Here is a 15,209-nt window from a genome sequence, read left to right as displayed (position 1 = left end):
TCGGGTGCTGTGCGCCCCGATTATCAAATATTCTCGAAGATCGCGGCAATGCCCTGACCGCCGCCGATACACATCGTCACGAGCGCGTAACGGCCGCCGATGCGCTTGAGTTCATACAGCGCCTTGACGGTGATCAATGCGCCGGTCGCGCCGATCGGGTGACCGAGCGAGATGCCCGAGCCGTTCGGGTTCACCTTGGCGGGATCGAGCCCGAGTTCCTGCGTCACCGCGCACGCCTGCGCGGCGAACGCCTCGTTCGCCTCGATCACGTCGAGATCGGCGACCGTCAGGCCGGCGCGCTGAAGCACCTTCTGCGTGGCCGGTACCGGCCCGATGCCCATGTAGGCCGGATCGACGCCCGCATGCGCATACGCAACCAGGCGCGCGAGCGGTTTCGCGCCCTGCGCGCGTGCAGCGTCGGCGCTCATCATCAGCACCGCGGCGGCCGCATCGTTGATGCCCGACGCGTTACCGGCCGTCACCGTGCCCTCTTCCTTGACGAACACCGGCTTGAGCTTCGTGAAATCGTCGGGGCCGGCGTCGTGGCGCACGTGCTCGTCGGTGTCGAACGCGACTTCGCCCTTCTTCGTGCGGATCGAGATCGGCAGGATCTGATCCTTGAAGCGGCCTTCCGCGATCGCGCGCGCCGCGCGGCGATGCGATTCGAGCGCGAGCGCATCCTGCGCGTCGCGCGAGATGCCGTACTTGCGTGCGACGTTCTCGGCCGTCACGCCCATGTGGACGGTCTGGAACGGGTCGTGCAGCGCGCCGAGCATCATGTCGATCAGCTTCGCATCGCCCATGCGCTGCCCGAACCGCGCGGACGGCACGGTGTACGGCGCGCGGCTCATGTTTTCCGAGCCGCCGGCGATCGCGACCTCGGCATCGCCGAGCATGATCGTCTGCGCCGCCGACACGATCGCCTGCAGGCCCGAGCCGCACAGACGGTTCACGGTCAGCGCGGGCGCGTGCTGCGCCACGCCGCCGTTGACCGCCGCCACCCGCGCCAGATACATGTCCTTCGGCTCGGTGTTCACGACGTGGCCGAACACCACGTGCCCGACCGCATCGCCCGGCACGTTGGCGCGCGCCAGCACTTCGCCGACGACCTTCGCGCCGAGATCGGTCGGCGAGAAGTCCTTCAGGCTCCCGCCGAAATCGCCGATCGCGGTACGGACCGCGCTCACCACCACGACTTCCTTCGCTGCATTGCTCATCGTCTCACTCCGGTTCGGTCGCGCCCGCGGGCGCGACCATGAATTGCATTACATGTTCGGATAATTCGGCCCGCCACCGCCTTCCGGCGTGACCCACACGATGTTCTGCGTCGGGTCCTTGATGTCGCAGGTCTTGCAGTGCACGCAGTTCTGCGCGTTGATCACGAGGCGGTCGCTGCCGTCGTCGTTCTTCACGAACTCGTATACCGCCGCCGGGCAGAACCGTCCCTCCGGCCCCGCGTAGGTGCGCAGGTTCACGTTCACCGGCACGCTCGCATCCTTCAGCGTCAAGTGCGCCGGCTGGTTCTCCTCGTGGTTCGTGTTCGAGATGAACACCGACGACAGCCGGTCGAACGTCAGCTTGCCGTCCGGCTTCGGATATTCGATCGGCGTGCATTGCGACGCGGGCTTCAGCATCTCGTGGTCCGCATGCTTGTGGTGCAGCGTCCACGGCACGTTGCCGCCCATCACCTTCTGCTCGATGCCGACCATCAGCGTGCCGAGATACAGCCCCTTCGCCATCCACTGCTTGAAGTTGCGCGCGCGGTACAGCTCGGTGTACAGCCACGACTGCCGGAATGCGTCCGGGTAGGCGTGCAGCTCGTCCGACTGGCGGCCGGCCTGCACCGCATCGAACGCCGCGTCGGCGGCCAGCATGCCGGTCTTGATCGCCGCGTGGCTGCCCTTGATGCGCGATGCGTTCAGGAAGCCCGCATCGTCGCCGATCAGCGCGCCGCCCAGGAACACCGTCTTCGGCAACGACAGCAGCCCGCCCGCGGTGATCGCACGTGCACCGTACGACACGCGCTTGCCGCCTTCGAGGAATGCGCGGATCGACGGATGCGTCTTGTAGCGCTGGAACTCCTCGAACGGCGACAGGTACGGGTTCGTGTAGCCAAGCCCAACCACGAAGCCAACCACGACCTGGTTGTTGTCCATGTGGTACAGGAACGAACCGCCGTAGGTATCCGACTTCAGCGGCCAGCCGGCCGTGTGGATCACGAGGCCCGGCTTGTGTTTCGCCGGATCGATCTCCCACAGCTCCTTGATGCCGATCCCGTACGCTTGCGGATCCGCGTTCGCGTCGAGCTTGAACTTCGAGATCAGCTGGCGGCCCAAATGACCGCGGCAGCCTTCGGCGAACAGCGTGTACTTCGCGTGCAGTTCCATGCCGAGCTGGAAGTTCTCGGTCGGCTCGCCGTCCTTGCCCACGCCCATGTTGCCGGTGGCGACGCCCTTCACCGAGCCGTCGTCGTTGTAGAGGATCTCCGCGGCCGGAAAGCCGGGGAAGATCTCGACGCCGAGCGCTTCGGCCTGCGTGCCGAGCCAGCGCGTGACGTTGCCCAGCGAGATCACGTAGTTGCCGTGATTCTTGAAGTTGTCGGGCAACGCCCAGTTCGGCGTCGTGACCGCACTCTGCTCGGACAGGAATAGGAAGCGGTCCTCGGTCACCTCGACGGTGAGCGGCGCGCCGCGTTCCTTCCAGTCGGGGAACAGCTCGGTGATCGCGCGCGGGTCCATCACCGCGCCCGACAGGATGTGCGCGCCGATCTCGGAACCCTTCTCGAGCACGCACACGCCGATCTCGGCGCCTTTCTCGGCGGCCAGCTGCTTGAGCCGGATCGCCGCCGACAGCCCGGCGGGGCCGCCGCCGACGATCACGACGTCGTATTCCATCGATTCGCGCGGGCCGTATTGCGCGAGCAAGTCCTGGGTGGTCAAAATACTGTCTCCTCCTGCGCTCCGACCGTGGCGGTCAGAACTGGTCTTCCGTCAGCGCGAGCACGCTCTGGTTACCCTTCGCACCGACGATCGACGCTTCGAGCGCACCGGCCTGCACGAGCACGTGTTCCGCATAGCATTGGGCGATCGCGATCTTCGCGTCGTGGAACGCCGCGTCGCTCGCGCGGTTCGCGTCGGCCGCGAGCAGCGCACGCGCCATCTGCCATCCGCACAGCACGACGCCCGCCAGCTTCAGGTAAGGCACGCTGCCCGCGAACACCGCGTTCGGGTCCTGCTTCGCATTGGCGAGCACGTAGTCCACCACCGCCGACAGCGCGCGCGCGCCCTTCTCGAGCTGCGCCTTCATCGATGCGGCGGCCGCGCCGTCGACCTTGCCGAGCGCCGCGACGGTTGCGTCGATCTCCGCGATCAGCGCCTTCGCGACCGCACCGCCGTCGCGCAGCGTCTTGCGGCCGACCAGGTCGTTCGCCTGGATCGCGGTCGTGCCTTCGTAGATCGCGAGGATCCGCCCATCGCGGTAATACTGCGCCGCGCCGGTTTCCTCGATGAAGCCCATCCCGCCGTGCACCTGCACGCCGAGGCTCGCGACGTCGTTGACCATCTCGGTGCTCCAGCCCTTCACGATCGGCACCAGATATTCGTAGATGGCCTGATGGCGCGTGCGCGTCGCGTCGTCCGAATGGCGGTGCGCAATGTCGCTGTGCGCAGCCGCGACATACGCGAGCGCGCGCGCGCCTTCGGTCAACGCGCGCATCGTGCCGAGCATCCGGCGCACGTCCGGGTGGTGGATGATGGTCACCGACTGCTTCGCCGATCCGTCGACCGGGCGGCTCTGCACGCGCTCCTTCGCGAAGGCCGCGGCCTTCTGGTACGCACGGTCGGCCACGCCGATCCCCTGCATGCCGACGCCGAAGCGCGCCGCGTTCATCATGATGAACATGTATTCGAGGCCGCGGTTCTCCTCGCCGACGAGGTAACCGATCGCGCCGCCGTGGTCGCCGTATTGCAGCACCGCGGTCGGGCTCGCCTTGATGCCGAGCTTGTGCTCGATCGACACGCAGTGCACGTCGTTGCGGGCGCCGAGCGAGCCGTCTTCGTTGACCAGGAACTTCGGCACGATGAACAGCGAGATGCCCTTCACGCCCTCCGGCGCGTTCGGCGTACGCGCGAGCACCAGGTGGACGATGTTGTCCGCCATGTCGTGCTCGCCCCACGTGATGAAGATCTTGGTGCCGAACACCTTGTACGTGCCGTCGCCCTGCGGCTCGGCGCGCGAGCGCACCAGCGCGAGGTCCGAACCGGCCTGCGGCTCGGTCAGGTTCATCGTGCCCGTCCACTCGCCCGAAATCAGCTTCGGCACGTAGCGCTGCTTCTGCTCGTCGGTGCCGGCCGTCAGCAGCGCTTCGATCGCGCCGTCGGTGAGCAGCGGGCACAACGCGAACGACAGGTTCGCCGCGTTCAGCATCTCGATGCACGGCGTCGCGATCAGCTTCGGCAGCCCCTGACCGTCGTACTCGACCGGGTGTTGCAGGCCCTGCCAGCCGCCTTCGACGAACTGGCGGAACGCGGCGCCGAAACCGGGCGTCGCCGTCACGGCGCCGTCCTTCCAGCTGCTCGGGTTGCGGTCGCCGTCGACGTTCAGCGGCGCCAGCACCTCGCCGCAGAATTTCGCCGACTCGTCCAGCACGGCCTGCGCGGTGTCGTAGCCGGCGTCCTCGAAGCCGGGCAGCTGCGCAACGGTGTCGATGCCCGCGAGTTCCTTCAGCACGAACAGCATGTCCTTGACGGGGGCGTTATAGCTCATGGTCGTTGTTCCAAATCAGGCAGTGAATGAAGCGCGCGGCCCGCGCGGCTGCGGCAAAACCGGCCAGCACCAGGCGACGTCGTGGCCCATCGTAATGCCGACGCGGCCGTTTCCCACTGTCATATCCGGCCCAGATAGTGACAAAACCGGCCACACGATGCGCGCATGCCGACACCCGAACCCGGCCCTTGCGCAGCGTGTGCCGACGCGGATTTCCACGGGGCCGACGCGCCCACGGCACGCCGATCGGGCGGCCGGGGCGGCGCGCCGGTCATCGCGATGGACGCCTTCTATGGGAAAACCCTAGGGCCTGCGCGCGCTGCGCATTTCGCATGCCGGTGCCGCGCTGCACGATGCGCGGCAGACTGGCCGCGTCGGTCGCCGATCCGGATGCCGCGCCGAGACGCGCGCGTCGACGAAACACAGCGGCGCGGCAAAAGACAGCCGCGATGCGACCGCGTGCTGCCCTTGTCCGACGCAGGCGCGCGGCGCCCGGACCGCGTCGGCGCCGCACCGCGAACGACCGATCATCCTGTGATGCAATCTCGCAACCGGTCCACGAAACACAGGCATGATTCTGGTAACTTGACGCACCGGCCCGAGCGCTTCGCGACGGCCATCACCCATCTTTCATACCATGACACTACAGATTGGGATTCCTCTGGAGACAGCCACCGGCGAACGGCGCGTTGCGACCGTGCCCGAGGTGGTCGAGAAACTGATCAAGCTGGGGTTTGCGGTGGCCGTGCAAAGCGGCGCCGGTGCCGGCGCGAACTTCGACGACGACGCCTATCGCGCGGCCGGCGCGAGCATCGCCGCGACGGCGGCCGAGCTGTGGTCCGGCAGCGACATCGTGTTCAAGGTGCGCCCGCCGAGCGCCGACGAAGTCGCGCTGATGCGCGAAGGCGGCATGCTGATCGGTTTCGTGTGGCCGGCGCAGAACCCCGACCTGATGCAGCAGCTCGCGGCGAAGCGCGCGACCGTGCTCGCGATCGATTCGCTGCCGCGCACGCTGTCGCGCGCGCAGAAGATGGACGCGCTCACGTCGATGGCCGGCATCAGCGGCTACCGCGCGATGATCGAGGCCGCGCATGCGTTCGGCCGCTTCCTGAACGGGCAGGTCACGGCGGCCGGCAAGATCCCGCCGGCGAAAGTCTTCATCGCCGGCGCGGGCGTGGCCGGCCTCGCCGCGATCGGCACGGCCGCGAGCCTCGGCGCGATCGTGCGTGCGAACGACACGCGCGCCGAAGTGGCCGACCAGGTGAAGTCGCTGGGCGGCGAATTCGTCAAGGTCGACTACGAAGAGGAAGGCTCGGGCGGCGGCGGCTACGCGAAGGTGATGAGCGAAGGCTTCCAGCAGGCGCAGCGCGCGATGTATGCGCAGCAGGCGAAGGACGCCGACATCATCATCACGACCGCGCTGATCCCCGGCAAGCCGGCGCCGAAGCTGATCACCGCCGAGATGGTGCAGTCGATGAAGCCCGGCAGCGTGATCGTCGACATGGCCGCCGAACAGGGCGGCAACTGCGAGCTGACGGTGCCCGGCGAGGCGGTCGTGCGCCACGGCGTGACGATCGTCGGCTATACCGACCTCGCGTCGCGCCTGTCGCGGCAGTCGTCCACGCTGTATGCGACCAACCTGCTGCGCGTGCTCGAGGAGCTGTGCAAGGGCAAGGACGGCGCGATCGACGTCGACTTCGACGACGACGCGATCCGCGGCCTGACCGTCATCAAGGAAGGCACCGTCACCTGGCCGGCGCCGCCGCTCAAGCAGCCGGCCGTCGCGCCCAAGCCCGCGGCCGCCGCACCCGCCGCGGCCGCGCCGGCGAAGTCCAAGGGCCACGGCCACAGCGGCGAGCCGATGTCGGCCAAGGCGCTCGCGATCGTGTTCGCGGTCGGCGCGCTCGCGTTCCTGCTGGTCGGCCAGTTCGCGCCGGCCAGCTTCCTGTCGCACTTCACGGTGTTCGTGCTCGCGTGCTTCGTCGGCTACATGGTGATCTGGAACGTCACGCCGTCGCTGCACACGCCGCTGATGAGCGTGACCAACGCGATCTCGTCGATCATCGCGATCGGCGCGCTCGTGCAGGTGGCGCCGCCGACGGCCGAGCTCGCCAATGCCGGCGATCGTCCGTCGGGGCTGATCCTCGGCCTCGCGGTCGGCGCGCTGACGCTCACCGCCGTCAACATGTTCGGCGGCTTCGCGGTCACGCGCCGCATGCTCGCGATGTTCCGCAAATAAGGGGACGACAACCATGACTTCCAATCTGACCACCGTCTCCTATATCGGCGCCGCGATCCTGTTCATCCTGAGCCTCGGCGGGCTCGCCAACCCTGAAACCGCGCGCCGCGGCAACCTGCTCGGGATGATCGGCATGCTGATCGCGGTGCTGGCCACCGTCGCCGGGCCGCGCGTGTCGGCAGCGGGCATTCCGTACGTGATCGCCGCGCTGGTCGTCGGCGGCGCGGTCGGCCTCTATGCCGCGAAGAAAGTGCAGATGACGCAGATGCCGGAGCTGGTCGCGCTGATGCACAGCCTGGTCGGCCTCGCCGCGTGCCTGGTCGGCTTCGCGAGCTACGTCGACACGTCGCTGCAGTTCGTCGGCGCCGAGAAGGCGATCCACGAGGTGGAGATCTACGTCGGCATCCTGATCGGCGCGATCACCTTCGCTGGCTCGATCGTCGCGTTCGGCAAGCTGTCGGGCAAGATCGGCGGCAAGCCGCTGCTGCTGCCGGCACGGCACTGGCTGAACCTCGCCGCGCTGCTGATCGTGATCTACTACGGCCGCGCGTTCCTGCATGCGGAAACCATCCAGGACGGCATGCTGCCGCTCGTCGTGATGACGGTGATCGCACTGCTGTTCGGCGTGCACATGGTGATGGCGATCGGCGGCGCCGACATGCCCGTCGTCGTGTCGATGCTCAACAGCTACTCGGGATGGGCCGCGGCCGCGACCGGCTTCATGTTGGGCAACGACCTGCTGATCGTGATCGGCGCGCTGGTCGGCTCGTCCGGTGCGATCCTGTCGTACATCATGTGCCGCGCGATGAACCGCAACTTCATCAGCGTGATCGCGGGCGGCTTCGGCAGCGGCGCGGGCGCACCGGCCGCCGCGGGCGGCGCCGCGCAACCGGCCGGCGAGGCCGTCGCGGTGAGCGCGACGGAGACGGCCGAGCTGCTGCGCGAAGCGAAGCGCGTGATCATCGTACCCGGCTATGGGATGGCGGTGGCGCAGGCGCAGCACACGGTGTTCGAGCTGACCAAGCTGCTGCGCGAGAAGGGCGTCGACGTGCGCTTCGCGATTCACCCAGTCGCGGGCCGCATGCCCGGCCACATGAACGTGCTGCTCGCCGAAGCGAAGGTGCCGTACGACATCGTGCTCGAGATGGACGAGATCAACGACGACTTCCCCGACGCCGACGTGTCGATGGTGATCGGCGCGAACGACATCGTGAACCCGGCCGCGCAGGACGACCCGACGAGCCCGATCGCGGGCATGCCGGTGCTCGAGGTGTGGAAGGCGAAAACGTCGATCGTGATGAAGCGCAGCATGGCGTCCGGCTATGCCGGCGTCGACAATCCGCTGTTCTACAAGGACAACAACCGCATGTTGTTCGGCGACGCGAAGTCGATGCTCAATGAAATCTTCGGCGCGTTGAAAGCCTGATCGCGACGGCGCGCGCGGCCGGTGGCACGCCGGCCTGCGCCGCGCACGAATGCGATGACCGTCGGCCCGTCCCGCAGCGATGCGCGACGGGCCGACGCGCATGTGCGCCATCGGTACGGGGCCGGCAAGATAGCGGCCCGGCTGGGATGCCGTCCATGGGAGCGCGGCAAGGATGCCGGTTATGGGAAAGCGCTACGCGCGCCGCCGGTACGTGCCCGGCGTACTGCCGGTCCAGTGGCGAAACGCGCGATGGAACGCGCTCGGATCGTCGAAGCCGAGATCGGTGCCGATCGCCGCGATCGTGTCGAGCGTATCGGTGAGCCGCTGGATCGCGATGTCGCGTCGCAGCTCGTCCTTGAGCGCCTGGAACGTCGTGCCTTCGGCGGCCAGATGGCGGCTCAGCGTGCGCACCGAGCAATGCAGATGTTCGGCCGCCCGCTCGATCACCGGCAGCTCGGGCAGCGCCGCCGACAGGTACTGCCGCACGCGGTGGCAGACGAGCTGCTCGCTGAACGATTCGAAGATCCAGTCGCCCGGCGCACGCGCGAGGAACTTGCGCAGGTTGCGTTTGCTCTGCCGGATCGGCACGTCGAGCAGGTCGGCGCTGAAGCGCATCAGCGTGCGCTCGCAGTCGAACTGCACGGAGCCGGAGAAGAAGTACAGATGGTCGATCGCATGCCGCGGACGCGGGCACGCAAATTCGATCCGCAGCAGCGGGATCTTCTGCCCGATCAGCCAGGAACACACGCCGTGCACGAGCTTGAGCATCAGCTCCTGGCCGAGCGCGCCGATCGGGCCGATCGCCGGGTTCGGACGCAGCAGCACCTGCGCGACCAGGCCGTCGCGCGTCGATTCGACGAAGAAGTCGTCGAGCAGCAGATGGAAGAACTGGCCGAAACGATACAGCGCCGTGCCGAGGTTGCGCGCATCGAGCAGGCTCAGGCACAGGTACTTCAGCGTGCCGCGGCGCAGCGGGCGCGAGAAGATGCCGGGCATCTCGTCGTCGAGGTCGATCGCGAGCGTGCGGTACAGCGTCGAGAACTGATCTTCGGTCACGCGCGCATGCGGCTCGCCGAGCAGTTCGAGCGGAATGCCGGCGCCGCGCAGGTAGCGCTCGACCACGTCGCGCTGCGCGCCCGCGCTCGCGAGAAAGCCGTTGACGAGCGAAATCGGCACCGTCGCGCTGGGCGACGGCAGCGCACGCCCAGGCTGGGCGGGAGGTGAATCTGTACCGGTCATCGCGTCCCCGTCGGTCGAACCGCTCGCATTGTACTTGAGCGACCCACGGCGGGCTTGCGGGGCTTTCCGGTGTTTCGGGGCTTTCGGGACGACCGCGCCGGCAGGCGAGCCGGCCCGCGCGTCGTCGCCCGCGCGGCGCGTGCGCACCATCACTGCGCGTGGCTGAGTTCCCGGCGCAGGATCTTGCCGACCGTCGACTTCGGCAGCCGCTCGACCACGCGGATCTGCTTCGGCACCTTGTAGCCGGCGAGATTCGCGCGGCAATGCGCGACGATCTCGGCCTCGCCGATGGTCGCGTCGGGCGCGAGCACCACGAACAGCTTCGGCGCCTCGCCGGTGCGCTCGTCCGGCACGCCGATACACGCGCATTCGGCCACGCCCGGCAGCGCGGTCACCACCGCTTCGACTTCGTTCGGATACACGTTGAAGCCCGACACGATGATCATGTCCTTCTTGCGGTCGACGATCTTCAGGAAGCCGGCCGCGTCGAACACGCCGATGTCGCCGGTGCGGAAATAGCCGTCCTCGGTGAACGCGGCCGCGTTCGCTTCGGGCTTCTGCCAGTAGCCGCCCATCACCTGCGGCCCGCGCACGCAGATCTCGCCCGCGCCGCCGATCGCGACCTCGCGGTTTTCGTCGTCGAGCAGCTTCACGTCGGTCGACGGCAGCGGCAGGCCGGTCGTGCCCGTGAACCGGTCGACCGACTGCGGATTGAACGTGACGACCGGCGACGTTTCCGACAGCCCGTAGCCTTCGCGGATGAAATTGCCCGTCACCGCCTGCCAGCGCGCGGAGATCACGTCGATCACGGCCGCGCCGCCGCCGGCCGACAGCTTCAGCCGCGACCAGTCGACTTCCTTCAGCCGCGGATGGCCCGCGAGCCCCGCATACAGCGTGTTGACGCCGACGAACACCGACGGCCGCGCGGCCTTCAGCACGTCGATCAGGCCGTCCATGTCGCGCGGATTGGCGACGAGCCAGTTCTGCGCGCCGATCGCGAAGTAGGACAGGAAGTTCACCGTCAGCGCGAAGATGTGGTACAGCGGAATCGCCGTGACGACGACCTCCTCGCCCGGCTGCCGCGCGGCCGGCACGATCGCCGCGAATTGCTCGACGTTCGCGATCAGGTTGCGGTGCGACAGCGCGGCGCCCTTCGACAGGCCGGTCGTGCCGCCCGTGTATTGCAGCAGCAAGAGGTCGCTGCCGTCGAGCGCGACCGGCGCGCGTTGCAGCGCCGCGCCGGCCGCGAACGCGTCGGCGAGCGCGAGCGAGCCGGGCGGCAGCGCCGCGCATGCGCCGGCCGGCGCATCGACGACGCCGAGATCGTCGCGGCCCACGGTCAGCACCGTGCGCACGCGCGTCTTGCCGACCACGTCGGCGAACGTGGCCATCGACCCGCCGCACACGACCGCCACTTCGACGCCCGCGTCGTTGAGCTGGTGTTCGAGTTCGTGCGGCGTATAGAGCGGGTTCACGTTGACCTGGACCGCGCCGATGCGCGCGAGCGCGACGAACACCACCGGAAACGCCAGCACGTTGGGCAGCATCACGGCCACGCGGTCGCCCTTGCGCACCTGCGCGACCTGCTGCAGGTACGCGGCGAGCGCGGCCGACAGGCGGTCGACGTCCGCGTAGGTCAGCGTGCGGTCGGACGCGCGGAACGCCGGATGGCCGGCGAAGCGGTGCATCGCGTCGTCCAGCAGCGCGGTTACGGAAGGAAAGCGATCGGGATCGATCTCGGCGGGGATCGAGCCATACGACCCGATCCAGTGTCTCTTCGTCATGTCCTGCTCCTCGGGGGACGGCGCCACGCGGCGCCGTTCGCACGGCGGCCCGCGCATCGGATGCGCGCGGGCCGTCGCCTGACCGACGAATATCGCGCGCGCGGCCCGCTTTGAAAATGATTCGCGCGGCCGAAAACATGATCGAAACGGACACACCGGCGCCTCGGTCCGTAAACCGCAAACCCGCCCGCCCGGATGGCGACATGATGCGCACGCAAGCGCCGGATCAGGGTGAACCCTATGGCGCGGCCGCGCGTTCGGGGGCAGAATCGCCAACCCGGAACGGTATCGAATCGGACGTACACCTAGCCATGCCGCGCACCGCGCACCTGAACCCGACGACCGCCCGCGCGGCGGCGCTGCCCGAGACCCTGCCCGCCCATGCGTTGCGCGACAAGCGCTTTTCGCCGGCGAAGCTCGCCGTGCTCGTCGACGTCGCGCGCGAGCTCGGGCTCGATTCGTCGGCGGTGCTCGCCGGCACGGGCCTGTCGCCGGAGGCCGTCGCCGATCCGTTCACGCTCACGTCGCCGCTGCAGTTCCTGACCGCCGCGCGCAACGCGCTCGAGCGCTACGACGGCTCCGACCTCGGCGTGCGCGTCGGCCGCCGGCTGCACGCGTCGAGCTACGGGATGTACGGCTACGCGATGCTGTGCTCGGAATCGCTCGCGCGTGCGTTCGATTCGGCCGTCAAATATCACCGGCTCGCGAATGGGATGCTGACCATCCGCTGGGTTGAACAGGGCGACACCGCGGCGTGGCTGTTTCCCGATCCGCACGAAGCCGCGCTGGCCGGCCCCGATCTGCCGCTGTACCGCTTTCTGATCGACATGCAGTTCGCGCTGCACGTGACGGTCATCAAGGACGTGATGGGCGCGTGGTGCCTGCCGGCGCGCGCGCAGTTCGCGCAGCCGCGGCCCGCGCACGCGGCGCTGCTCGCCGAGGCGCTCGAATGCCCGATCGCGTTCGACCAGCCGCACCATGTGCTGAGCTACCCGGCCGCGTGGCTCGCCCGCGCGCCACAGCTCGCGAACCCGATCACCGCCGCGCAGGTGTCGTCGCACTGCGCGCATCTGCTCGACGAATTGCGCAGCCAGGCCGACGTCACGCGGCGCGTCTACCAGGAGCTCACGCGCACGCCCGGGCAGTTTCCGGACATCGTCGCGATCGCCGGCACGCTGTGCATGACGTCCCGCACGCTGCGCCGCAAGCTCGACGCCGAAGGCACGTCGTACAGCGAATTGCTGACGAGCGTGCGCAAGGCGCTCGCGATCGACTACCTGAGCACCACCACGCTCAGCACCGAGGACATCGCGCTGACGCTCGGCTTCAGCGACGCGGTCGGGTTCCGCCACGCGTTCAAGCGCTGGACCGGCACGACGCCGACCGAAGTACGGCGCAAGCGCGGGACGTGACGCGTGCGCCGCGCCGGCGCAGGTCGCGCATGCACGGTCACTGCGGGTCGCCGGGCGCCGGCTGCGCGATCGCGAGCGCGAACTCGAACACCGCGCCGCGCCCGTCCCGGTCGACGAGCCGGATGTCGCTGCCGTTGAGCGCCAGCATCCGGTGCACGATCAGCAGGCCGAGGCCGCCGTTCGTCGCCATGCCGCCGCTGGCGGGCCGCTGCGGTCGCTGGAACAATCCTGCGCGGCGCGCCAGCGGGATCCCTTCGCCGGTGTCCGACACGGTCACCACCACGCGGTCGTCGCGCGGCGTCAGCGCGACTTCGATTGCGCCGTGCTGCGGCGTGTGCCGCAATGCGTTGTCGAGCAGATTGGTCAGCACGCGCTCGATCATCGCGAGATCGGCCGACACGGCCGGCACGCGCGGCGGGATGCGCGCCTGCAGCGCGATGCCGCGCGACTGGGCCGCGAGTTCGAACTTCTGGAAGACGTCCTGCACGAGATCGACGAGCGAGAACGGCTCGCGCTCGGCCTGCACACTGCCCGACTCGAGCCGCGCCAGCTCGAACAGCGCCTGCGCGAGCCGCCCGACCTTGGTGCTCTGCGCGAGCGCGACCGACAGGTAGCGGCGGCGCTCAGAGTCGGCGAGCGTGTCGGCCTTCAGCGACAGCGTTTCCAGATAGCCGTGCAGCGAGGTCAGCGGCGTGCGCAGATCGTGCGAGATGTTCGTGATCAGCTCGCGCCGCTGCTGGTCCTGACGCGTCAGCGCGCGCCACTGCTCGCCGATCCGGTCGGCCATCTGCGCGAACGCGGATTCGAGCACCGCGAGGTCGTCGCCGCGGCGTCCCGGCGCGGGGCGCGGCAGCGGCGGCTGCGTGTCGGGCGCGCCGTTCGCGTCGAAGCGGCGCATCGCGTCGGTCAGCCGGCGCAGCGGCCGCGTGATGAAGCTGAACGCGATCAGGCCGGCCACCAGCCCGAGCAGCGCGACGACCGCCATCGACCACAGCGTCGTGCGCAGCACGTTGCCGGCGTCGACGCGCGCGGCCAGCCGGTCGTGCGCTTCGCCGAGCAGCACCACGTAGACGTAGCCGGACGGCGGCTGCCCGGCGCGCTGCAGCGGCGCGGCGCTGAACACCTTGCGCGCGTCGATGCTGCGCGGATCGTCGCCGAGGATCGGCAGCGGCTCGCCCGCGATGAAGCGCTGCACCGGCGCGAGATCGACGCGGGTGCGCTTCACGTGCCCGGGCGGCGCGTCGTCGCCCTCGATGCGTCCCGCGTTGTCGAGCAGGTAGACCTCGACGCTCGGGTTCACGCCCATCAGCTGACCGAACAGCCGGCGCACGGCATCCGGGCGCAGGCCGTTCGCGTCCATCAGCGGCGTGCTGCTGGCGATGTGCGCAGCGAGATCGCGCGACAGCGCCTGCACGACTTCCTTCTCTCGCATGTCGTTCGCGCGGATCTGCAGCCACGCGGACGCGCCCGAACACGCGAGCAGCAGCACCGCGAACACGCACGACAGCCGCTGGGTCAGATTCAGCTTCATCACGCGTCCCGCTGGCCCGGTGCGGCCAGCTTGTAGCCGCGCCCCCACACCGTGAGGATCCGCACGGGCTCGGCGGGATCGGCCTCGATCTTCGCGCGCAGCCGGTTGATGTGCGTGTTCACCGTATGTTCGTAGCCTTCGTGCCGGTAGCCCCAGACGGCGTTCAGCAGATCCATCCGCGAGAACACCTTGCCCGGATGCCGGGCGAAGAAGTACAGCAGGTCGAATTCGCGCGGCGTGAGGTCGATGCGCGTGCCGTCGACGCTCGCCTCGCGCGCGATCGGATCGATCGACAGGCCGGCGACGTCGAGCGTGCCGGCGTCGAGGCGCGAGTCGCGCGCGAGCGCGTCGACGCGCCGCAGCAGCGCCTTCACGCGCGCGACCAGCTCCAGCACCGAGAACGGCTTCGCGAGGTAATCGTCGGCGCCGAGTTCGAGGCCGAGAATCCGGTGCACCTCGCTCGAGCGCGCGCTCGTGATGATGATCGGCGTGTAGCGCGCCATCGCGCGGGCGCGCCGGCAGATTTCGAGGCCGTCGACGCCCGGCAGCATCAGATCGAGAATCAGCGCGTCCCAGTTTCCCTGCTCGAGCAGACGCAGGCCTTCGGCGCCGTCCGCGCTGTGGACGACTTCGTAGCGCTCGTCGCGCAGATGCAGGCTCAACACGTCGGCGATGTCGGCGTCGTCTTCGACGATCAGGATGCGTTTGGCGTGATCCATGGTGAACGCGGCAGTGCGTCGGTAAGGGTGTCGGGCGCGTGAGCGCGGTAGTGGCCGCGGGCCGTGGCGGAGCGGCCGAGCGGCGGCGGCCGACA

At 68.9% G+C, this 15,209-nt stretch carries 10 protein-coding genes; 3 read left to right on the top strand and 7 right to left on the bottom strand.

Going from position 1 to position 15,209, the window contains the following annotated elements; genetic code table 11:
- Positions 1–23: 23 nt before the first annotated feature.
- The 3 genes from bktB to MYA_RS24825 all read right to left on the bottom strand — a co-directional run bounded on the left by bktB (position 24) and on the right by MYA_RS24825 (position 4,764).
- On the bottom strand, positions 24–1,217 hold the full coding sequence (gene bktB / locus MYA_RS24835; protein ID WP_041494342.1) for a beta-ketothiolase BktB: 1,194 nt from the start codon (positions 1,215–1,217) through the stop codon (positions 24–26).
- A gap of 48 nt (positions 1,218–1,265) precedes the next feature.
- Complete coding sequence (locus MYA_RS24830; protein ID WP_443101907.1) at positions 1,266–2,894, bottom strand: electron transfer flavoprotein-ubiquinone oxidoreductase; 1,629 nt, start codon at positions 2,892–2,894, stop codon at positions 1,266–1,268.
- Between the two features lie 79 nt (positions 2,895–2,973).
- A complete protein-coding gene (locus MYA_RS24825) occupies positions 2,974–4,764 on the bottom strand; it encodes an acyl-CoA dehydrogenase (protein WP_014725604.1) in 1,791 nt (596 codons plus the stop codon).
- A gap of 637 nt (positions 4,765–5,401) precedes the next feature.
- Here MYA_RS24825 and MYA_RS24815 point away from each other — a divergent pair.
- Together MYA_RS24815 and pntB are read left to right on the top strand one after the other, a co-directional pair.
- Positions 5,402–7,003, top strand: coding sequence for a Re/Si-specific NAD(P)(+) transhydrogenase subunit alpha (locus MYA_RS24815; RefSeq protein ID WP_041494341.1), 1,602 nt, complete (start codon positions 5,402–5,404; stop codon positions 7,001–7,003).
- A gap of 13 nt (positions 7,004–7,016) precedes the next feature.
- The gene (gene pntB, locus MYA_RS24810) at positions 7,017–8,429 is read left to right on the top strand and encodes a Re/Si-specific NAD(P)(+) transhydrogenase subunit beta (protein WP_014725601.1); all 1,413 of its coding nucleotides are present in this window, start codon (positions 7,017–7,019) and stop codon (positions 8,427–8,429) included.
- 192 nt (positions 8,430–8,621) lie between these two features.
- On the opposite strand, the gene MYA_RS24805 is transcribed toward pntB, so the two are convergent.
- Positions 8,622–9,668, bottom strand: a complete 1,047-nt coding sequence (locus tag MYA_RS24805) for an AraC family transcriptional regulator (RefSeq protein ID WP_041494422.1) — start codon at positions 9,666–9,668, stop codon at positions 8,622–8,624.
- A 149-nt stretch (positions 9,669–9,817) separates the two neighbouring features.
- A complete protein-coding gene (locus MYA_RS24800; RefSeq protein WP_014725598.1) occupies positions 9,818–11,452 on the bottom strand; it encodes an AMP-binding protein in 1,635 nt (544 codons plus the stop codon).
- Positions 11,453–11,763: 311 nt separating this feature from the next.
- Between MYA_RS24800 and MYA_RS24795 the strand changes: the two genes are divergently transcribed.
- The gene (locus MYA_RS24795) at positions 11,764–12,864 is read left to right on the top strand and encodes an AraC family transcriptional regulator (protein WP_014725596.1); all 1,101 of its coding nucleotides are present in this window, start codon (positions 11,764–11,766) and stop codon (positions 12,862–12,864) included.
- 37 nt (positions 12,865–12,901) lie between these two features.
- Here MYA_RS24795 and MYA_RS24790 read toward each other — a convergent pair whose 3' ends face one another.
- Entirely contained in the window at positions 12,902–14,395 is a 1,494-nt protein-coding gene (locus tag MYA_RS24790) for a sensor histidine kinase (RefSeq protein ID WP_014725595.1), read from the bottom strand.
- Positions 14,395–15,114: a response regulator transcription factor gene (locus tag MYA_RS24785; RefSeq protein WP_014725594.1), complete on the bottom strand. Its 720-nt coding sequence runs from the start codon at positions 15,112–15,114 to the stop codon at positions 14,395–14,397. Before MYA_RS24785 ends, MYA_RS24790 begins: the two co-directional genes overlap by 1 nt.
- Between the last annotated feature and the right edge of the window lie 95 nt (positions 15,115–15,209).

It is taken from the genome of Burkholderia sp. KJ006, assembly GCF_000262695.1.
GTDB lineage: Bacteria > Pseudomonadota > Gammaproteobacteria > Burkholderiales > Burkholderiaceae > Burkholderia > Burkholderia vietnamiensis.
This window is presented reverse-complemented; position numbering and strand designations above follow the sequence as displayed.

Coding starts and splice junctions, on each gene's coding strand:
- bktB (WP_041494342.1), bottom strand. CDS start 1,217: ATGAGCAATGCAGCGAAGGAAGTCGTGGTGGTGAGCGCGGTCCGTACC.
- MYA_RS24830 (WP_443101907.1), bottom strand. CDS start 2,894: ATGGAATACGACGTCGTGATCGTCGGCGGCGGCCCCGCCGGGCTGTCG.
- MYA_RS24825 (WP_014725604.1), bottom strand. CDS start 4,764: ATGAGCTATAACGCCCCCGTCAAGGACATGCTGTTCGTGCTGAAGGAA.
- MYA_RS24815 (WP_041494341.1), top strand. CDS start 5,402: ATGACACTACAGATTGGGATTCCTCTGGAGACAGCCACCGGCGAACGG.
- pntB (WP_014725601.1), top strand. CDS start 7,017: ATGACTTCCAATCTGACCACCGTCTCCTATATCGGCGCCGCGATCCTG.
- MYA_RS24805 (WP_041494422.1), bottom strand. CDS start 9,668: ATGACCGGTACAGATTCACCTCCCGCCCAGCCTGGGCGTGCGCTGCCG.
- MYA_RS24800 (WP_014725598.1), bottom strand. CDS start 11,452: ATGACGAAGAGACACTGGATCGGGTCGTATGGCTCGATCCCCGCCGAG.
- MYA_RS24795 (WP_014725596.1), top strand. CDS start 11,764: ATGCCGCGCACCGCGCACCTGAACCCGACGACCGCCCGCGCGGCGGCG.
- MYA_RS24790 (WP_014725595.1), bottom strand. CDS start 14,395: ATGAAGCTGAATCTGACCCAGCGGCTGTCGTGCGTGTTCGCGGTGCTG.
- MYA_RS24785 (WP_014725594.1), bottom strand. CDS start 15,114: ATGGATCACGCCAAACGCATCCTGATCGTCGAAGACGACGCCGACATC.